Origin of the sequence: Nocardioides sp. cx-169 (genome assembly GCF_021083605.1) — a bacterium.
Classification (GTDB): domain Bacteria; phylum Actinomycetota; class Actinomycetes; order Propionibacteriales; family Nocardioidaceae; genus Nocardioides.
Window position 1 is genome coordinate 339,175 of sequence record NZ_JAJNRO010000002.1, and the last position, 17,586, is coordinate 356,760.

Genomic DNA, 17,586 nt, shown 5'->3' on the forward strand with positions numbered 1-17,586 from the left:
AGGCGCTCCAGAAGACAATGACCATTATTAGTTGTCTGATACCACTGATATGTTCCGTCCGGCGGCGACCCGCCAGGACTGCGGAGGTGTGCCATGGAGTGGGCCGACAGGGTTGCGGCGGCGACCGGCTCGGAAGACGCGAGCGGCGCGGCGTCACAGTGGTTCGCCGGGTCGCGATGACGGCGACCGAGCAGACGACCGGCCAGCGGCCGCCGAGCCGGACCCACACCCGGCCCGGCGCGCTCTTCGCCGTCCTGTCGGTGGGGCTGTGCTCCTACTCGTTCCTTCAGTCGGTGTCGATCCCGACGCTGTCGGTGATCACCGAGGAGCTCGACACCGACCTGCAGCGCTCGACCTGGCTCCTGACCGCGTTCCTGCTGTCGTCCTCGGTAGCCACCCCCGTCATGGGCCGGCTCGGCGACGCCTTCGGCAAGCGCCGAATGCTGGTGGCCAGCCTGCTCTTGCTGCTCGTCGGCTCGCTGGCCGCGGCCGCGGCGCCGACCATCGAGCTGATGATCGCCGCGCGGGTTCTCCAGGGGATCGGCGGAGGCACCATCCCCCTGACGTTCGCGATCCTGCGAGACGAGCTGCCCAGCCACCGCGTCGCCGGCGCCCTGGCCATGAGCTCGTCCCTGCTCGCCTTCGGCTTCGCCGCCGGCACCGTCGCGGCCGGGCCGATCGCGAGCGGACTCGGCATCCGCTGGCTCTTCCTGTTCCCAGCGCTGGTCGCCGGGGCGGCGGCGCTGCTGATCTGGCTGCTCGTGCAGGAGTCCGAGGGCCGCACCGGAGCGCGCGTGCCGCTGGGCCCCGCCTTGCTCTTGGCCGGCTGGTTGGTCAGCCTCCTGCTCGCGATCAGCCGAGGCCCTCAGTGGGGCTGGGGGTCGGCCGAGACCCTCGGCCTCCTGACCTGCGCGGGGGTGCTGTTCGCGCTCTGGACCACGGTGGAGTGGCGGATCGAGGTCCCCCTGATCGACCTGCGGCTGATGGGCCTGCGGGGGGTGTGGAGCGCGAACCTGGTCGCCCTGATGACCGGGATGGCGTCGTTCGGCGCCCTCACCTTCATGCCCCAGATGAATCAGACGCCGAGCGCCAACGGCTACGGGTTCGGCGTCTCCGCGACCGAGGCCGGGCACATGATGCTTCCCTCCCTGGTGGCCACCTTCCTGTGCGGGATGGTCGCAGCCCGTGTCATGAGGCGGATCGGCATCCGGCTGACGATGATGGGCGGTGCCATCTTGACCTGCGCCGGGATGCTGCTGGTGGTGTTCCTGCACGACGAGAAGTGGCAGATGTACCTGGCCAACGGGGTGGCCGGGCTCGGGACCGGCCTGACGTTCGCGTGCCTGGCGAACGCGATCATCGCCGCCGTGCCACGAGAGCACACCGGGGTCGCGACCGGGATGAACGCCAACATCCGCACGATCGGCGGCTCGATCGGGGTGGCCCTGGCCACCATGATCATCACCGCCAACCCGTCACCGTCCGGCTACCCTGCGGAGAGCTCCTACATCACCGGCTTCGCCTTCCTGGCCGGGGTCGCGGTGCTCGCCACGCTCGCCGCGGCGCTGGTCCCGACGACCCGCCGGGTCGCTCGGCGGGTCGCCCCGGTCGAGCCCGTCTGAGAGGTCAGCGCCCCTTCCAGACCGGCTGGCGCTTCTCGGCGAACGCCGTGGCGCCCTCCCGGGCGTCCTCGGAGGCGAAGACCGGCGCGTACAGCCCCCGCTGCCGCTCCCAACCCTCGGTGACGGTCCAGTCCGCCTGGGCCCGGGCGATCTGCTTGGTGGCGGCCACCGCGAGCGGACCGTTCGCCGCGATCGCCGAGGCGAGGTCGAGGGCGCCGTCGAGCGCCGATCCGTCCGGCACCACGCGGTTGACCAGGCCGAGGGCGGCCGCGCGATCGGCGGGGATCGGGTCCCCGGTGAGCAGCAGCTCCATGGCGATGGTGAACGGGATCCGCCGGGGCAGCAGCAGCGCGGCGCCGCCGCCGGCCACCAGCGCCCGCTTCACCTCCGGCACCCCGAACCTGCTGCCGGCCCCCGCGACGACGAGGTCGCAGGCGAGCATGAGCTCAAAGCCGCCGGCCATCGCCGCACCCTCCACCGCCGCGATCAGCGGCTTGCGCGGCGGGGTGAGGGTGATGCCGGCGAACCCACGCCCCTCGATCGCGGGGCTGTCGCCCCGGAGGAACGCCTTGAGGTCCATGCCGGCGCAGAAGCTCCCTCCCGCGCCGGTGAGGACGCCGACGCGGAGCGCGTCGTCCGCGTCGAGCTCGTCGACCGCGGCCGCGATCCGGCGTGCGGTCTCCCCGTCGACGGCGTTCCTCGCCTCGGGTCGGTTGATCGTGATGACGACGACGCCGTCGCGGCGCTCGACGAGAACGGGCTCGGTCATGACTGGCTCCTCTGCTGCTGGGTGGCCTCGGACGACCCGATGCTGATGACCACCTTGCCGGTCGGCGTGCGGTCCGCGACCCGCTGGAGGGCGAGCGCGACGTCGTCGAGCTCGTGCACCTCGGAGACCGCGGGCCGCATGCCCTGGGCCACCAGCTCGGCGAGCCCTGCCTGCGCGCGGGCGGTCTCCTCGGCCAGCCGGACGGTCCAGGTGCGCAGCTCGAGGCCGCGCAGCGTCACGTTCTTCAGCAGGACCAGGTTCAGCGGGATCTTCGGGATGTCGCCGCCGGCGAAGCCGATGGTCACGAAGGTGCCGCCCCACCGGGTCGCGCGCAGCGCCGGCTCGGCCCAGCGATCACCGACCGGGTCGAGGACCAGGTCGGCACCGTCGCCGGTGAGCTCCTTGATCCGCGCCTTGAGGTCCTCGCTCGTGTAGTCGATCCCGGCCTCGGCGCCCAGCTCCCGACACACCTCCAGGCGCTCGGCCGACGAGGCGGCGGCGATGACCCGGGCGCCCAGACGGGTCGCGATGTCGACGGCGGCGGTGCCGACGCCGCCGGCCGCGCCCAGGACCACCACCCACTGGCCGGGCTGCAGGCCGCCGGCGGTGATCAGCGCGTGGTAGGCGGTCAGGTACGTGACCCGGAACGCCGCCGCCTCCACCATGGACAGACCCTCGGGCACGCGCGCCACCGAGGTCGCCGGCGCCAGGACCTGCTCGGCCATCGCACCCGAGAACACCGAGCCGTGGACCGGGTCGCCGACGGCCACGTGGGTCACGCCCTCGCCCACCTCCGCCACCCGCCCCGCGAACTCGCTCCCGGGAGTGAACGGGAGCTCGGCCGACACCTGGTACTGGTCTGCGATGAAGAGCAGGTCGGGGAAGTTCACCGCGGCGGCGGCCACGTCGACCAGGACGTGACCCGGGGTCACCTCTGGGGCCGGGATGTCGTGGATGACGATGGTCGAGGGCCCGCCGTACGCCTCGCAACGCGCGGCTCTCACGGGATCCTCCGGGTGATGGTGACCATGCTGAAGTGGGGCCTCTCGTCGGCGGCTTCGATGGCGGAGCCTCGGGATTGCTAGAGTGAAATCATCTTACTAAGTGATACCGCGAGTGGAGGGCTGTCCATCATGAAGCACCGCGAGGGCGTGGTCGTCGGCATCGGCCGCACCGCCTTCAGCCGGGACTCCGGCCAGACCCCGCTCGCGATGGGCGCGGAGGCGGCGCGGGCGGCGCTCCAGGACGCCGGGATCGCGCCAGCGGAGGTCGACGGCGTGATCGACTTCCACACCAACGACTCCGCCTCGGCCCAGGACGTGGCGCGAGCCATCGGGGCGACCGACCTCGGACTGGCCATCGACATCACCGGCGGGGGCAACCTGGCGGTCACCGTGGTCGGGCAGGCCGTCGCCGCGGTCCAGGCCGGGACCTGCGACGTGGTGGTCGTGTTCCGCTCCCTCAACGGCCGCTCGGGCAACCGCTACGGCAGCGGCGAGCGGCCCGCGGTGCCGATGCGGGGGGAGCTGCAGTTCGCCGCGCTCAACGGCTACGTCGTCCCACCCATGTGGATCGCCATGTTCGCCCAGCGGCACCGCCACGTCTACGGCACCACGGACGAGGACTTCGGGCACATCGCGATCAACACCCGCAACCACGCCATCGCGAACCCGCACGCGACCCAACGCAAGCCGATCACGATGGAGGACTACCTCTCCTCGCGCTGGATCGCGGAGCCGTTCCGCCTCTACGACTGCTGCCTCGAGACCGACGGCGCCGTCGCCCTCGTGATCACCACCGCCGAGCGCGCCGGCCACCTGCGGCACGCGCCGGTGCGCATCGCCGGGTTCGGCGAGGCGCACACCCACGGTGGCTCCTGGACCAACTTCCCGGACCTCTCCGACATGTACTCCAGCTACGCCTCGGCACGGCTGTGGGCGAGCACCGGGCTGCGCCCCGCCGACCTGGACCTCGCCTGCATGTACGACTGCTTCACCGGGACGGTGATGGCCACCGTCGAGGACTTCGGCCTGTGCGCCAAGGGCGAGACGGGAGCCTACTTCGCGGAGGGTCGGGCCACCTACGGGGGCGACGTCGTGATCAACCCGCACGGTGGACTGCTCTCCGAGGGCTACCTGCACGGCATGAACCATCACTACGAGGCAGTGCTGCAGCTGCGCTGCGACGCGGGCGAGCGCCAGGTCCCCGACGCCCGGCACGCGCTGGTCACGGCCGGCGCCGGGCCGGCCGGCGGTGCCCTGATCTACGAGGTCCTGCGATAAGCGCCCGGGTGCCGCCGCCCGCTCCGTTGATCGACGCCGACAGCGCGGGCTTCTGGGAGGCGACCCGTGAGGGGCGCATCGCCCTGTGCCGCTGCACGGCGTGCCGCGCCTGGATCCCGCGCCCCATGGTGCGGTGCAGCCGGTGCGCGGAGCCGACGACGTTCGAGAACGTCAGCGGCCTGGGCACGATCTACAGCTACATCGTCGTGCACCATCCCAGCGTGCCGGCGTTCGCGGCGGACGTGCCCTACGTCGTCGCGCTGGTCGAGCTCGACGAGGGCCCCCGGCTCCCGGGGATCCTGCGGGACGCGGGCGCCTCGGCGAGGATCGGCGAACGGGTGCGAGCAGAGCTGGCCGAGGTGCCCGGCGCCGAGGAGCGGGCGATCGTCTTCCGCCCGACCGCGTAGCGGGGTCCCGCGTGACCGACGACCGCTACAGGGCCTTGGTCCTTCCCCCGTCGGCATCGATGATCGCGCCGTGCAGCAGACCGGCACCGGGCGAGAGCAGGAAGGCCGTCAGCTCGGCGATGTCCTCCGGGCGTCCCAGCCGGCTGATGTGGTCGCGACGCTCCATCGCGGCGATCTCCTCCTCGAGCGTGACGCCGGCGGCATCGGCTCGCTGCCTCAGCATCTCGATCAGGCGTGGAGTCAGGATCGCGCCCGGGTTGATCGCGTTGACGCGCACGCCCTCGCCCACCCCGCGGTCGGCGAAGACCTTGGTCAGTGCGAGGAGGGCGGCGCTGAGCGGCCCGGTCATCGCCACGGCGTCGCGCGGCGCACGGGCGCCGATGCCGCCGATGTTCACCACCGCGCCCCCGGCCGCGGTCAGGGCCGGCCAGGCGGCGCGCATCAGGCGGAGCGCCCCGAACACCTTGACCTCGAAGCCCGTCACCCACTCCTGGTCGGTCAGCGTGCTGGTGGTGCCAAACCGGGTGGCGCTGGCGCAGTTGACCAGGGCGTCGATGCCGCCACCCCAGTCGGCCACCCGCCGCACGGCCTCCTCGACGTCCTCGAGGCGCCCGACGTCGCAGGCGACGGGCAGCGACGGGCCCGGGATCTCATCACGCAGGGTCTCCAGCCGCTCGAGCGAGCGGGCCACTCCCGCGACCCGCCAGCCGTCGGCGGCGAGGCGCAGCGCGATCGCGCGTCCGATCCCCTCGCTGGCACCGGTGACGATCGCGACCCTGCCGGTCATCGGCCGACCTCCTTCGCACCGCCCAGCCGCTCCACCAGCGTCGGCACGTCGGCCAGCGAGCGGATCAGGTCGTTGAGGTGGGTGCAGCCCGCGGTGGACCGCAGCTGCTTGAGCACGCGCGGGCGCAGCTGCGCCAACGGCAGGCCGACGACGCCCTCGGCGTGGCCGATGGCGAGGGGGCACTCGTGGTGCGGGAGCACGCGGGCCACCGGCGCGAGCTCGCGCAGGGTGCCGTCGGCGAGGTCGGCGACCGCGGTCAGCGTGTACTCGTGCACCGCCTTGCGACCGCCGTCGGGCACCATGCAGGAGTCCTGGAAGAACGCATCCATCAGGATCGAGCCGCCCTCGACCCGTACGTCGAGCCGCCGGGCCCGGCGCATCGTCATGCCCGGCAGGGCCGGCAGGCGGTGCCAGGCGAGCTCGTCGGCGAGCGCGTCGACCGGCTGGACCCGCGAGGTCCGGTAGGAGGGGTTTGAGGTCCCGTCGGGGGCCAGGCCGCTCGAGCCGTCCTGAAAGCCGGTGCACAGGCCACGCACGACCCGGGTCCCGGGCAGATGCCCGTGCACGAGCAGCTCGTCGGGATCGTGCCAGCGGCGGTGAGCGACCCCGGAGACCAGCGCGGCGCCCGGCACGTCGTCCAGCAGCAGGTGCAAGGGCGACGACGCGGCGACCTCGGCCGGCGCCGTCTCGGCCAGCCGGGCGCGGTAGCCGCGCCCGGTCGGGGCGCCGACGAGCCCCGCGAGCTCGGGGCGCGCAGGAGTGGAGGCCACCGAGCCGATCGTCCGGTCGGTGCGCACGGTGATCGCGAGGCTCGCCTCGGCCAGCACCTCGGCCTCGGCGCCAGACGTCGTCACGAGGTCGCGCGCCCGGCCCTCCAGCACGGTGTCCGCCCCGATGCCGCCGGGCCAGGAGGCGTCGATCGTGCTGGTACGCCGGATCGACCCCGGAGCCCGGCCGGCGGCGGAGGGCACCGGGCCCGTGGGCGCGAGGCTCCGGGGCACCGGCAGGCCGACCGCGTCAGCCACGACCCGACTCCCGCAGCTCGGCGGGCACCCAGCTCGGCGGACGCTTCTCGAGGAAGGCCGCGAACCCCTCGCGCGACTCCGGTCGCTGCAGGCTGTCGAACATCGCGACGCGGTCGTGCAGGCCGACGTACTGGTCGAGCACCCGCTTGATGTCGCGGCGAGCCAGGGGAGCCGTCCGGCACACCTCGCTCAGGACGTCGAGCGACTCCTCGAGCAGGCGCCCGTGGGGCACCACGCGGGTCACCAGACCCCAGGCGAACGCCTCGTCAGCCGTGAGCTTGCGACCGGTGAACATCAGGTCGCGGGTGCGCACCGGCCCGATCAGCCTGGTCAGCACCTGCGCGTAGTAGGTGTCGGAGATCCCGCGCAGGAGCTCGGGTACCCGGAAGGTGGCCCGGTCGCTGACCACGGACACGTCGGAGCACAGGGCGATCATCAGCCCGCCGCCCTGGCAGATCCCGTTGACCGAGGAGAGCACCGGCTTGACGCTCTGGCGCAGCACGTCGAACGGGAGCACGTCCATCGCCCCGGGCACCCCGCCGAGGGAGAGCCAGTCGTCCCCGGCGTCCTTGCCGAGGTCGCCGCCCGGGATGAACACGTCGTCGACTCCCGTGATCAGCAGGCCGGCCAGGGCGGGCTCGGCGTCGACCAGCCGCACTGCGTAGCGGATGCCGAAGTACATCGCGGGGGTCAGCGCGTTGCGGGCCCGAGGCCGGTCCACGACCAGGTGCGCGAAGGCGCCCCGTCGCTCCAGCCGCAGGTGCGGCGTGCCGAGCCAGTCGCCCTCCGGCGGCCGAGGCGCAGCGACGTCGGTGGCCTCATGCATGGCAGCTCCCTCGGCAGATGCAACGGTGGCTTACTGTTATGAATCATATGTCTGTATGTGGGCCCTGTCACACGTGTCCACGAGCGCGAGGAGACGCCGCATGAGGGACCAGCGCCGAGGCCGCCGGATCGCGATGACCCCCCAGGAGGTCACGGACTTCCTGGCCGGCCAGCACACCTGCCGGGTCGCCACCGCCGGCGCCGACGGGGCACCGCACGTCGCGCCGCTGTGGTTCGTCTGGGACGGCCAGGCCCTGTGGCTGAACTCGCTGGTGCGCAGCAAGCGCTGGACCGACCTCGCGCGAGACCCCCGGGTGGCCGTGGTCGTGGACGCGGGCGAGGACTTCGCGGAGCTCCGGGGGGTGGAGCTGTCCGGCGCGGTCGCCGTCGTGGGCGACGTCCCCCGCGGTGCGGAGCCGAACCCGGGCCTGGCCGAGCCGGAGCGCCTCTTCGCCCGCAAGTACCTCGGCACCGAGTCGTTCACGCCCGACGGGCGGCACGCCTGGCTGCGCCTGAGCCCCGACCAGATCGTCAGCTGGGACTTCCGGAAGCTGCGGTCAGCGACCTGAGCCGCCCCGCAGGCCTAGGAGGCCTCCGCGTTGCCGTGGGAGACCAGCGCTCGCTCCTCGCCCGACAGCGCGAGCGCCTCGAAGGCCACGGCCGAGGCCGCCATGTCGGTGAGCGGGTAGTTGGCTCCGTAGACGACCCGGTCGACCCCGATGGACCGGATCGTCTCCACCAGCCGGCTCGCCGTCGGGTCGGAGGGACCGGTGAGCCGCTGCGCAAGGTCAGCATGGACCTCGGGATACCTCGTGGCCAGGGCCGCGACCTCCTCCTCGCCACCGCGGCTCAGGTGCGCGATCTGCACGCTGAGGCCGGGCGCCTCTCCAGCACCGACCACAGGGCGGAGGGGTGCCCCCAGACCGGCCGCCCCCGGAAGGAGGCGGTCTCGGCCTCGACGAGCACGAACACGCCGTGCTCGACGGCGAGCTGCCAGACCACGTCGAGAGCGGGGTCGTCCAACCTGACCCCCAAGAACATCGGCGAGACCTTCAGGCCCACCGCACCCTGGCCTAGGCGCAGCGTCACGTCGCGGCGCACCTCCGCGGCGTCCATCAGCACGGGGTCCACGCCCACCAGGCAGGACACCCGGTCGGGCTCCGACCGCGCGGCCTCGACCGCCCAGCCGTTGTACTCGTGCCACTCGGCGAGCACCCGCTCGGTCAGCGCGCCACGGTCCTCGTGGGGGCCCCCCGCCCGGGCGATCAGGTCTGGGCGGGCAGCCACGGCACGATCATCACGCGGCTCACGCCGGCGCGGTCCATCTCCGCACGCGTGTGGGCGAGCGTGGCCAGGAAGTCGTGGGCCCCCGCGGTCGAGCGCTGAATGTGCGTGCGCAGGTCGATCAGCACGACGTCGGTCCCTCCCGGGTAGCACCCGTCAGCGCGGCGCCATCCGGATCGCGCCGTCGAGTCGGATCGTCTCCCCGTTGACGTAGCTGTTCTCGAGCAGGCTCAGCGCGAGGTGCGCGTAGTCGTCGGGCCCGCCCAGCCGGCTCGGGTGCGGCACGGTCTTCTCCAGCGCCTCGCGGATGTCGCTGCGCAGGCGCGCGAGCATCGGGGTGTCGAACACGCCGGGGGCGATGGTGTTGACCCGGATCTGCCGACTGGCCAGGTCGCGCGCGGCCACGAGCGTGATTCCGTGGACGGCGGCCTTGGAGGCGGTGTACGACGTCTGGCCGATCTGACCGTCGAAGGCCGCGACGGAGGCCGTCATCACGATGGCGCCGCGCTCGCCGTCGACGAGCTCGGCCCGGGCGATGCGCGCGGCACTGAGCCGCAGGACGTTGTAGGTGCCGATCAGGTTGACCTTCACCACGTCGCCGAACGTCTCCAGCGAGCCCGGCTGGCCCTCGCGGTCCAGGATCCGGACCCGGTCGCCTCCGCGTCCGGCGCAGTGGACGACCGCGCGCACGGTGCCGTGCGCGTCCTCGGCGGCGTCGAGGGCGTGATTGACGCCGTCCTCGTCGGTGATGTCGGTCGGGATGAAGACGACGCCGTCCCCGAGCTCGGCGAGGTCGGCGTCCGAGGGCGGGTTCAGGTCGGCGACGCCGACCCTGGCCCCCGCGGCGACCAGGCGCCGGACGGTCGCCAGTCCGAGGCCGGACGAGCCGCCGGTGACGAAGGCGGAGACGGAGTCGAGCTTCATGGGAGTGCTCCTGTGCAAGGGGTGGGAACGGTCGGGAGGGTCAGGCGTCGAGCAGCTCGACGATGGTCGCGTTGGCCATGCCGCCGGCCTCGCACATCGTCTGCAGGCCGTAGCGGATGCCGTGGTCGCGCATGTGGTGGACCATCCGGGTCATCAGGATCGCCCCGGAAGCGCCCAGCGGGTGGCCCACGGCGATGGCTCCGCCGAGCGGGTTAACCCGCTCGTGCGCGGCGCCGGTCTCGATCTCCCACGCCATCGGCACGCTCGCGAAGGCCTCGTTCACCTCGAACACCCCGATGTCGTCGATGCTTAGCCCGGCCCGGGCCAGGACCTTGGCGGTCGCGGGGATCGGGGCGGTCAGCATGGTGACCGGGTCGTCGCCGGCCACGGCGCCCGAGTGGAACCGAGCGATCGGGTGCAGCCCGAGCTCGGCGGCGCGCTCGCTCGTGGTGACCAGCATGGCCGCGCAGCCGTCGGAGATCTGGGAGCTGTTGCCGGCGTGGATCACTCCGTCCTCGGCGAAGGCGGGCTTCAGCGACGCGAGCTTCTCCAGCGTGGTGTCGCGCCGGATCCCCTCGTCGGCCGAGAGGGTGCCACCGGGTCCGGTGATCGGGACCAGCTGCCCGGCGAACGCGCCGGCGTCGGTCGCTGTCATCGCCCGCTGGTGCGACTCGAGCGCGAACTCGTCGAGGCGGGTGCGGCTCAGGCCCCAGGTGCGCGCGATCGCCTCGGCGCCCTCGCCCTGACTGAAGCTGTCGCGCTGGTAGCGCTCGCGGACCCGGGGCCCGAACGGCTCACCCACCGTGCGCGCCGAGCCCAGCGGGACCCGGCTCATCGACTCCACGCCACCCGCGACGACCAGGTCGTAGTGGCCGGCCATCACGCTGGCCGCCGCGAAGCTGAGGGCCTGTTGGCTCGAGCCGCAGGCGCGGTCCAGGGTGACGCCGGGGACCGACTCGGGCAGCCCCGCCGCCAGGACGGCCAGGCGCGCGACGTTGGTCGACTGGTCGCCGATCTGCGTCACGCAGCCGAAGATGACGTCCTCCACGACGCTCGGCTCGATGCCCGCCCGTTGGATCAGCGCGTTCAGCACGTCCGAGGCGAGGTCGACCGGGTGCAGGTCCTTCAGGGTGCCGTGGCGCCGCCCGATCGGTGTCCGAACCGCCTCGACGATGACCGCATCACGCACGACATGTTCCCTTCGAGTCATACAGCATAATTATTTATCTGAATTTAGGTTGAGCGCCGGCGGGTGTCAACCGCCTACACCGACAGCGCGAAGCCGCCGGTGACCCGCAGGGTCTCCCCGGTGACGAAGGAGGACCGGTCGGAGACGAGGTACAGCAGGGCCTCGACCACGTCGCGCTCCTCGCCCTCGCGCGCCAGCACCTGCTGCCCCATCACCCTCGTCACGTCGCTCGGCGCGAGCTCCGCGCGGATCGTGTCGGTGAAGATGAGCCCGGGCGCGATGGCGTTGACCCGGATCCGGTCGCCCCCCAACTCGTGGGCGAACGACGCGGTGAGCCCGCGCACCGCCAGCAGCGCGACCCTGCCGTCGTGCTCGCTCATGCGACGACCTTCCTCTCGCGCAGCTCTGCGATCTCCGGGGCGCTGTGGCCGAGCTCCGCCAGCACCTGGTCGGTGTGGCTGCACCAGCCGCTGCGGGGCAGGTCGACCGGAGGGGACGCCGAGAGCCGCGGCGCCGGCGCCGGCTGCGGCACCCCGCGCCAGTCGACGAAGGTTTCGCGCGCCCGCAGCTCCTCGGACGCGGCCGCCTCCGCGAGCGACAGCACGGGCGTGACGCAGGCGTCGCGCCCGTCGAAGACGGACTGCCACTCCGCCCTGGTCCGGGAGCCGAAGATCCGGGCCAGCTCCTCCTCCAGCGCTGGCCACCGCTCGGAGTCCTGCTGAGGCCACTCCTCGGCGACCAGCCCGAGCCCGTCGAGGAGGTCGGCGTAGAACTGCGGCTCCAGCGCTCCCACGGCGACGAAGTGCCGGTCGGAGGTCTCATAGGCCCGGTAGAAGGGGGCGGACCCGTCGAGGAGGTTGTCCCCGCGGCGATCGCTCCACAGCCCCGCCGCGACCATGCCCTGCATCATCGCGGTCAGGGAGGCGACCCCGTCCACCATCGCCGCGTCCACCACCTGGCCGCGCCCGGTGCTGCCGCGCTGCAGGAGGGCCGCGAGCACGCCGAGTGCCAGGAAGGTGCCGCCGCCGCCGAAGTCGGCCAGCATGTTCAGCGGCGGGTACGGCGGCCGGTCGGCCGGCCCGACGGGGTAGAGGCCGCCGGCGAGGCCGGCGTAGTTGATGTCGTGGCCCGCCCGCAGCGCGCGGGGCCCGGTCTGTCCCCAGCCGGTGGCTCTTCCGTAGACCAGGCGCGGGTCGGCGGCGAGGAGGTCGTCGGGCCCCAGGCCCAGACGCTCGGCGGCACCGGGGCGCATCCCCTCGAGGAATACGTCGGCCCGCGTGAGCAGCGACGCGAGCAGCTCGCGCCCCGAGGACTGGCGCAGGTCGATCCCGATGCCGCGGTGGCCCCGGGTGCGCGGGTCGTCCTCCAGGCGCAGCCCGGTCACCCCGCCGGGCCGGTCCGCGCGGTCCACGCGGATCACGCTCGCCCCCAGGTCGCCCAGGAGCATGGTCGCGTACGGCACCGGCCCCAGGCTGGCCAGGCACACGACCGTGGTGCCGCTCAGAGCACGGCCCGGCGACGCCGCCGTCGGCTCGGTCACCGGTCGCTCCAGACCGGGTCGCGGCGCTCCTTGAACGCTGCCACCCCCTCCGCGGCGTCCTCCGAGGCGAACACCGGCTCGAGGTGCTCGCGCTGCCGCGCGAAGCACTCCGCCTCGGGCCAGTCGGCCGAGTCCAGCGCGACCCGCTTGGACGCGCGCACCGACATCGGCGCGTTGGCCGCGATCGTCCGGCCGAGCTCGAGCGCCGCGGCCAGCGCCGCGCCGTCCTCGACCACGCGGTTGACCATCCCGAGCTCAGCCGCCCGGGCGGCACCCATCGGCTCGCCGGTCAGGAGGAGCTCCATCGCGATCGCGCGCGGCAGCCGGCGCGGCAGCCGGAAGACGCCGCCGCCGCGCGCCGCCAGACCTCGCTTGACCTCGGGGAGCCCGAACCGGGCGCCCTCGCCCGCCGTGACCATGTCGCAGGCGAGCACGATCTCGAACCCGCCCCCGAGCGCCCAGCCCTCGACCGCGGCGATGAGCGGCTTGGCCGACGGCTTCTCCACGATGCCCGCGAACCCGCGCACCGGGTCCCGGGTGACCTCGCCGGCCGCGAAGGCCGTGAGGTCCATGCCGGCGCAGAAGGTCGGCCCCTCGCCGTGGATCACCCCGACCCGCAGCTCCGCCGTGGTGTCGAGCAGGTCCAGCGCGGCCGCGACCGCCTGGGAGACCGCCCCGTTGATGGCGTTGCGCTGGGCGGGTCGGTTGATCGTGAGGACCAGCACCCCTCCCTCGCGCCGTACGACGACGTCCTCGGCGGCGCCCGCCGCGTCCGCGCTCATCGGATGGCCGAGTGGCCGAGCAGGTCCTTGCCTAGGTGCAGGATCTGCATCTGACTGGTGCCCTCGGGGATGGTCGCCTCGCGGGCGTCGCGGAAGTACCGCTCGACCGGCGACTCCTCCATCAGGCCGGCACCTCCGTGGATCTGCAGCGCCAGGGTCGCGGCCCGCCCCGCGGACTCCCCGCAGTAGAGCTTGGCCATCGAGCACTCGTAGCGCCCCGGGCCACCGGCGTCGAGGGTGCGCGCCGCGTGGTAGCCGAGCAGCCGCGAAGTCTCGGTGAGGGTCGCGATCTCGACGACCATCTGCTGGACCAGCTGGAAGGCCGCAATGGGCTTGCCGAACTGCTCGCGCTGCTGACAGAAGGCGATCGCCGCTTCCAGGCACGCCTGCGAGAGGCCGACGGCGCCCATCGCCATGTTCAGGCGGCCGGCGTTGATGGCCTTCATGCCCAGGCGCAGCCCCCCGCCCAGCTCGCCCAGCACATTCTCCGCGGGCACGTAGGTGTTGTCGAAGGTCAGCTCGCAGCTCGTGGTCGAGCGCAGCGGCATGTGCGGGATGTCGTGCACGCCGAAGTCCGACTGGGCCGAGTCGACGAGGAGCGCCGTGACCCCGTGGTCGGTCCCGTCCTCGTCGATGGCCCGGACGAACAGGATGCCGAAGTCACAGCCGAGGGCGTTGGTGATGTAGAGCTTGCTGCCGTTGACGACGTAGCCGTCGCCCTTGCGCCGCGCCGTCGTACGCAGCGCCCCCGCGTCCGAGCCGGCGCCCGGCTCGGTCATGCCGAACCAGCCGAAGCGCCGCCCGGCGAGCAGCGGCTCCAGGAAGCGCGCGCGCTGCTCGTCGTTGCCGGCGGCGGCGAGGGTGCGGGCCACCATGCCCTGGACGTTCACCGTGGTCCGCAGGGAGCCCCAGCAGCGGCCGGCCTCCTCCATCAAGATGGCCTGCATCATCATCGTCAGGCCGTCGCCGCCCTCCGACTCGGGGACGCCGCCGCGGACGTAGCCGAACTCGTAGAGCTGCGCGAGGAGCTCCCACGGAAAGGTCTTGGCACGCTCGTGCTCGGCCACGACCGGGGCCACCTTGTTGTCCAGGAACGAGCGGACCGCGTCGCGCACGGACTGCTCGTCCTCATCGAGGTGCACCGTCGACATGTGCCTCACCTATTCTTCGATAGCCTTGGATTAGTTATCTGATTGTACCTATACTTCGACGGTCATCGGCGCCCCTGGACCTGCCAGCCCGCGCCACGCGCCCGGGACGCCCCGGCCCTGCCGTCTTCCGAAAGGCCAGCATGAGCACCTCCGACTCTGCGAACCGCGCCGAGGACACGGCCCGTGCTCTGCTGTCCCAGCGCATCCGTCGGGTGGCGGCCGTCGATCCCGAGGCGACCGCCTTCACCTTCGGCGACGCGACCTACACGTGGCAGCACGTGCGCCAGGCCATCGACGACCTCGACGCCATGCTGGCGCCGTACCCGCAGGCCCGCCGGGTGGGCATCGTGCTGCGCAACCGCCCCGGTCCGCTGTGCGCGGTCCTGGCCACGATCGCCGGCGGGCGGGCGCTGATCACCCTGAGCCCCCACCTGGGCGACGCCGGGCTCGCCGAGGACGTCATCGACCTGGCGCCCGACGTGATCGTGGCCGAGGACGACGACTGGTCGCGCGACTCCCTGCGCGACGCCGCCGAGCAGGTCGGCGCGATCGTGGTGCGCAGCGGGGCCGACCGCGCCCTGACGCCGCTGCCGGCCGAGGGGACGCCCGAGCCCGCGGCCCGGCCGGCAGGCGACCTCGCGGTGCTGATGATGACCAGCGGCACCACCGGGCGGCCGAAGCGCGTGGCCCTCTCCTACCTGCAGATGGTGGCGGCCTTCCGCGCCGCCGGCACCCAGGTCGACGATGCGTCCGAGCCCCGCCTGCACTCCCGCACCGCCATCCTGTGGGCCTCGCTGGCCCACATCAGCGGGCTGTACTTCGTCATCGCGCACGCCGTCGAGGGCCGCACGGTCGCCCTCCTGGAGAGGTTCGACGTCCAGGGATGGGCCGAGGTCGTGCGCCGCCACCGGCCCGCGCACGTCCGCCTGGCGCCGACCGCGCTGCGCATGGTGCTGGACGCGGACCTGCCGTCGTCGACCTTCGAGAGCATCCGGGCCGTGGGCTCGGGCAGCGCTCCCCTCTCCCCCGAGCTGGCCGAGGCCTTCGAGGAGAGGTATGGCATCCCGGTGCTCTCGACCTACGGAGCCACCGAGTTCGCCGGCGCCGTCGCCGGGTGGTCGCTGCGGGACAAGCAGAAGTGGGGCTCGCAGAAGCGCGGCAGCGTGGGCCGCGCACACCCCGGCATCGAGCTGCAGGTCGTCGACCGGGACGAGGGGCACACCCTGGCGGCCGGCGAGATCGGCGTCCTGTGCGCCCGCGGCGGCCAGGTGCCGACCCGGGACGGGGAGTGGCTGCGGACCACCGACCTCGCCTCGCTCGACCAGGACGGCTTCCTCTACATCCACGGACGGCTCGACGACGCGATCAACCGGGGTGGCTTCAAGATCCCGCCCACGGTCATCGAGGAGGCGCTGGAGCAGCACCCGGCCGTCCTCGAGGCCTCCGCCGTCGGGCTTCCCGACGACCGTCTCGGCGAGGTTCCGGTGGTCGCGGTGACCCTCTCCGGTCCGGCGGAGGAGGACGAGTTGATGGACTTCCTGTCCCGACGGCTGACCCGCTACCAGCGCCCCGTCGCGCTCCGGATCGTCGGCGATCTCCCCCGGACCCCGTCGCTGAAGGTGAGCCGGGGACGGGTGCGCGAGCTCTTCGTCGCCGGCGCCGACAAGACCTGACCATCCCCCACCAGCGAGAGGAGATCGCCGTGACGACGAACGAGAAGGATCAGGGGTACGGCGTCCTCGACGCCTCGTCCTTCGAGAGGGCCCGGCAGCGGACCGGTGTGCCGCAGCGCCTGCGGCCGCCGCACATCACCGAGGTGCACGCGGACGCCACCCGGCACTTCGCCTACGGCTACGGCGACGACAACCCGCTGTACTGCGACCCCGAGTACGCCCGTAAGACGCGGTGGGGCAGCCTGATCGCCCCGCCGAACTTCCTGTACTGCATGGGCGAGAGCGCCGTCGGCGACCCCACCCCCGAGCAGCGCGCCCTGCTCAAGGGCGACCCGTTCGCCGGCCTCGGCTCCTACCAGGCCGTGATGGAGTTCGAGTACTACCGCCCGCTGCGCGACGGGGACCGCTGCCAGATGATCCGCGCCCAGGTCGGGGTGCAGGAGAAGGCCAGCCGCTTCGGCGGGCGCACCGCGCACGTGACCAACGACTTCCTCTTCGCCAACGGGGAGGGGCAGGTCGTGGCGATCCAGCGAGGCACCTGGATCAACGCCGAGCGGCACGCGACCAGGGAGACCGCGAAGAAGCAGGATCCGCTGACCTTCGACCCCTACACCGACGAGCAGCTCGCCGAGATCGACGCCTGCTACGACGCCGAGGCCCGGCGCGGCGCGCAGACCCTCTACTTCGAGGACGTCGTCGTCGGCGAGGAGATCCAGGAGCGGGTCAAGGGCCCACTCACGGTGACCGACGTCGTCGTGTGGCACACCGGCTGGGGGATGCAGCTGACCCCTCCCGGCGCCTTCGGCATCTCACGGCGGGTGCGCCGCAAGGCGCCCGGCCTCTACCCGCGCAACCCGCGCAACATCCCCGACACCGTCCAGCGGCTGCACTGGGAGCCGGAGCGCGCCCGCGAGCTCGGCATCCCGATGAGCTACGACTACGGGGCGATGCGGGAGACCTGGCTGACCCACGCCGTCACCGACTGGATGGGCGACGACGGCTGGCTGTTCTCGCTGCGCTGTGAGCACCGGAAGTTCAACTACATCGGCGACACCACCTGGGTGCGCGGCAAGGTGGTCGACAAGGTCCAGGTCGACGGCCGCAACGAGGTGCACCTCGAGGTCAGCTGCTTCAACCAGCGCGGCGAGACGACCACACCGGGCACGGCCGTCGTGCTCCTGCCGACGCGCCAGGCGCCGGTGGAGCTGCCCGCTCCGCCCGCCGACAGGCTCGAAGAGCTGCTCGAGCTGGAGATCGCCCGCCACGCCTGACCTCGCCCGGGCCGGAGCCCGGCTTGCGTACCGTCCGCCCCACCCGGGGCGGACG

Annotated in this window: 20 protein-coding genes; 6 read left to right on the forward strand and 14 right to left on the reverse strand. The window is 72.8% G+C overall.

The window, feature by feature from the left end:
- The first annotated feature begins 176 nt into the window (after window positions 1–176).
- Window positions 177–1,622 carry an MFS transporter gene (locus tag LRP67_RS02825; RefSeq protein ID WP_231268674.1) on the forward strand — a complete coding sequence of 482 codons (1,446 nt, stop codon included), beginning with the start codon at window positions 177–179 and terminating at the stop codon, window positions 1,620–1,622.
- Window positions 1,623–1,626: 4 nt separating this feature from the next.
- Here the strand turns inward: LRP67_RS02825 and LRP67_RS02830 are convergent, their stop codons facing one another.
- Window positions 1,627–2,391 (reverse strand): crotonase/enoyl-CoA hydratase family protein, encoded by a 765-nt coding sequence (locus LRP67_RS02830; protein ID WP_231268675.1) that lies wholly within the window; start codon window positions 2,389–2,391, stop codon window positions 1,627–1,629.
- On the reverse strand, window positions 2,388–3,395 hold the full coding sequence (locus LRP67_RS02835) for an NADPH:quinone oxidoreductase family protein (RefSeq protein WP_231268676.1): 1,008 nt from the start codon (window positions 3,393–3,395) through the stop codon (window positions 2,388–2,390). The genes LRP67_RS02830 and LRP67_RS02835 overlap by 4 nt, the downstream gene beginning before the upstream one ends.
- Window positions 3,396–3,524: 129 nt before the next feature.
- Here LRP67_RS02835 and LRP67_RS02840 point away from each other — a divergent pair, with 129 nt between their 5' ends.
- On the forward strand, window positions 3,525–4,673 hold the full coding sequence (locus LRP67_RS02840; RefSeq protein WP_231268677.1) for a lipid-transfer protein: 1,149 nt from the start codon (window positions 3,525–3,527) through the stop codon (window positions 4,671–4,673).
- An 8-nt stretch (window positions 4,674–4,681) separates the two neighbouring features.
- Complete coding sequence (locus tag LRP67_RS02845) at window positions 4,682–5,080, forward strand: Zn-ribbon domain-containing OB-fold protein (RefSeq protein ID WP_231268678.1); 399 nt, start codon at window positions 4,682–4,684, stop codon at window positions 5,078–5,080.
- A gap of 25 nt (window positions 5,081–5,105) precedes the next feature.
- Here the strand turns inward: LRP67_RS02845 and LRP67_RS02850 are convergent, their stop codons facing one another.
- The 3 genes from LRP67_RS02850 to LRP67_RS02860 are packed head-to-tail and all read right to left on the reverse strand — an operon-like array spanning window position 5,106 to window position 7,718.
- On the reverse strand, window positions 5,106–5,867 hold the full coding sequence (locus LRP67_RS02850; RefSeq protein ID WP_231268679.1) for an SDR family NAD(P)-dependent oxidoreductase: 762 nt from the start codon (window positions 5,865–5,867) through the stop codon (window positions 5,106–5,108).
- Window positions 5,864–6,892 (reverse strand): DUF2889 domain-containing protein, encoded by a 1,029-nt coding sequence (locus LRP67_RS21760; protein WP_231268680.1) that lies wholly within the window; start codon window positions 6,890–6,892, stop codon window positions 5,864–5,866. The genes LRP67_RS02850 and LRP67_RS21760 overlap by 4 nt, the downstream gene beginning before the upstream one ends.
- On the reverse strand, window positions 6,885–7,718 hold the full coding sequence (locus LRP67_RS02860; protein WP_231268681.1) for an enoyl-CoA hydratase/isomerase family protein: 834 nt from the start codon (window positions 7,716–7,718) through the stop codon (window positions 6,885–6,887). Before LRP67_RS02860 ends, LRP67_RS21760 begins: the two co-directional genes overlap by 8 nt.
- Window positions 7,719–7,818: 100 nt before the next feature.
- Between LRP67_RS02860 and LRP67_RS02865 the strand changes: the two genes are divergently transcribed.
- On the forward strand, window positions 7,819–8,286 hold the full coding sequence (locus LRP67_RS02865; RefSeq protein WP_231268682.1) for a pyridoxamine 5'-phosphate oxidase family protein: 468 nt from the start codon (window positions 7,819–7,821) through the stop codon (window positions 8,284–8,286).
- Between the two features lie 14 nt (window positions 8,287–8,300).
- Here the strand turns inward: LRP67_RS02865 and LRP67_RS02870 are convergent, their stop codons facing one another.
- The 9 genes from LRP67_RS02870 to LRP67_RS02910 form a co-directional block, all read right to left on the reverse strand.
- Window positions 8,301–8,585 carry an amidohydrolase family protein gene (locus LRP67_RS02870; protein ID WP_231268683.1) on the reverse strand — a complete coding sequence of 95 codons (285 nt, stop codon included), beginning with the start codon at window positions 8,583–8,585 and terminating at the stop codon, window positions 8,301–8,303.
- Window positions 8,567–9,004 carry an amidohydrolase family protein gene (locus LRP67_RS02875; protein WP_231268684.1) on the reverse strand — a complete coding sequence of 146 codons (438 nt, stop codon included), beginning with the start codon at window positions 9,002–9,004 and terminating at the stop codon, window positions 8,567–8,569. The genes LRP67_RS02870 and LRP67_RS02875 overlap by 19 nt, the downstream gene beginning before the upstream one ends.
- The gene (locus LRP67_RS02880) at window positions 8,983–9,129 is read right to left on the reverse strand and encodes a hypothetical protein (protein ID WP_231268685.1); all 147 of its coding nucleotides are present in this window, start codon (window positions 9,127–9,129) and stop codon (window positions 8,983–8,985) included. Before LRP67_RS02880 ends, LRP67_RS02875 begins: the two co-directional genes overlap by 22 nt.
- 28 nt (window positions 9,130–9,157) lie before the next feature.
- Entirely contained in the window at window positions 9,158–9,925 is a 768-nt protein-coding gene (locus LRP67_RS02885; RefSeq protein WP_231268686.1) for an SDR family NAD(P)-dependent oxidoreductase, read from the reverse strand.
- 40 nt (window positions 9,926–9,965) lie between these two features.
- Window positions 9,966–11,114, reverse strand: coding sequence for a thiolase family protein (locus LRP67_RS02890; protein ID WP_231268687.1), 1,149 nt, complete (start codon window positions 11,112–11,114; stop codon window positions 9,966–9,968).
- Between the two features lie 74 nt (window positions 11,115–11,188).
- Window positions 11,189–11,494 (reverse strand): SDR family oxidoreductase, encoded by a 306-nt coding sequence (locus LRP67_RS02895; protein ID WP_231268688.1) that lies wholly within the window; start codon window positions 11,492–11,494, stop codon window positions 11,189–11,191.
- A complete protein-coding gene (locus LRP67_RS02900) occupies window positions 11,491–12,654 on the reverse strand; it encodes a CaiB/BaiF CoA-transferase family protein (RefSeq protein WP_231268689.1) in 1,164 nt (387 codons plus the stop codon). The genes LRP67_RS02895 and LRP67_RS02900 overlap by 4 nt, the downstream gene beginning before the upstream one ends.
- Window positions 12,651–13,436 carry a crotonase/enoyl-CoA hydratase family protein gene (locus LRP67_RS02905; protein WP_231268690.1) on the reverse strand — a complete coding sequence of 262 codons (786 nt, stop codon included), beginning with the start codon at window positions 13,434–13,436 and terminating at the stop codon, window positions 12,651–12,653. Before LRP67_RS02905 ends, LRP67_RS02900 begins: the two co-directional genes overlap by 4 nt.
- A complete protein-coding gene (locus tag LRP67_RS02910) occupies window positions 13,433–14,587 on the reverse strand; it encodes an acyl-CoA dehydrogenase family protein (RefSeq protein WP_231268691.1) in 1,155 nt (384 codons plus the stop codon). The genes LRP67_RS02905 and LRP67_RS02910 overlap by 4 nt, the downstream gene beginning before the upstream one ends.
- Before the next feature lie 140 nt (window positions 14,588–14,727).
- Between LRP67_RS02910 and LRP67_RS02915 the strand changes: the two genes are divergently transcribed.
- Both LRP67_RS02915 and LRP67_RS02920 read left to right on the forward strand, forming a co-directional pair.
- Window positions 14,728–16,260: a class I adenylate-forming enzyme family protein gene (locus LRP67_RS02915; protein ID WP_231268692.1), complete on the forward strand. Its 1,533-nt coding sequence runs from the start codon at window positions 14,728–14,730 to the stop codon at window positions 16,258–16,260.
- Window positions 16,261–16,289: 29 nt separating this feature from the next.
- Window positions 16,290–17,531 carry a MaoC family dehydratase N-terminal domain-containing protein gene (locus LRP67_RS02920; RefSeq protein ID WP_231268693.1) on the forward strand — a complete coding sequence of 414 codons (1,242 nt, stop codon included), beginning with the start codon at window positions 16,290–16,292 and terminating at the stop codon, window positions 17,529–17,531.
- The last annotated feature ends 55 nt before the right edge of the window (window positions 17,532–17,586 follow it).

Coding starts and splice junctions, on each gene's coding strand:
- LRP67_RS02865 (WP_231268682.1), top strand. CDS start 7,819: ATGAGGGACCAGCGCCGAGGCCGCCGGATCGCGATGACCCCCCAGGAG.
- LRP67_RS02830 (WP_231268675.1), bottom strand. CDS start 2,391: ATGACCGAGCCCGTTCTCGTCGAGCGCCGCGACGGCGTCGTCGTCATC.
- LRP67_RS02910 (WP_231268691.1), bottom strand. CDS start 14,587: ATGTCGACGGTGCACCTCGATGAGGACGAGCAGTCCGTGCGCGACGCG.
- LRP67_RS02915 (WP_231268692.1), top strand. CDS start 14,728: ATGAGCACCTCCGACTCTGCGAACCGCGCCGAGGACACGGCCCGTGCT.
- LRP67_RS02825 (WP_231268674.1), top strand. CDS start 177: ATGACGGCGACCGAGCAGACGACCGGCCAGCGGCCGCCGAGCCGGACC.
- LRP67_RS02840 (WP_231268677.1), top strand. CDS start 3,525: ATGAAGCACCGCGAGGGCGTGGTCGTCGGCATCGGCCGCACCGCCTTC.
- LRP67_RS02895 (WP_231268688.1), bottom strand. CDS start 11,494: ATGAGCGAGCACGACGGCAGGGTCGCGCTGCTGGCGGTGCGCGGGCTC.
- LRP67_RS02885 (WP_231268686.1), bottom strand. CDS start 9,925: ATGAAGCTCGACTCCGTCTCCGCCTTCGTCACCGGCGGCTCGTCCGGC.
- LRP67_RS02850 (WP_231268679.1), bottom strand. CDS start 5,867: ATGACCGGCAGGGTCGCGATCGTCACCGGTGCCAGCGAGGGGATCGGA.
- LRP67_RS02860 (WP_231268681.1), bottom strand. CDS start 7,718: ATGCATGAGGCCACCGACGTCGCTGCGCCTCGGCCGCCGGAGGGCGAC.
- LRP67_RS02905 (WP_231268690.1), bottom strand. CDS start 13,436: ATGAGCGCGGACGCGGCGGGCGCCGCCGAGGACGTCGTCGTACGGCGC.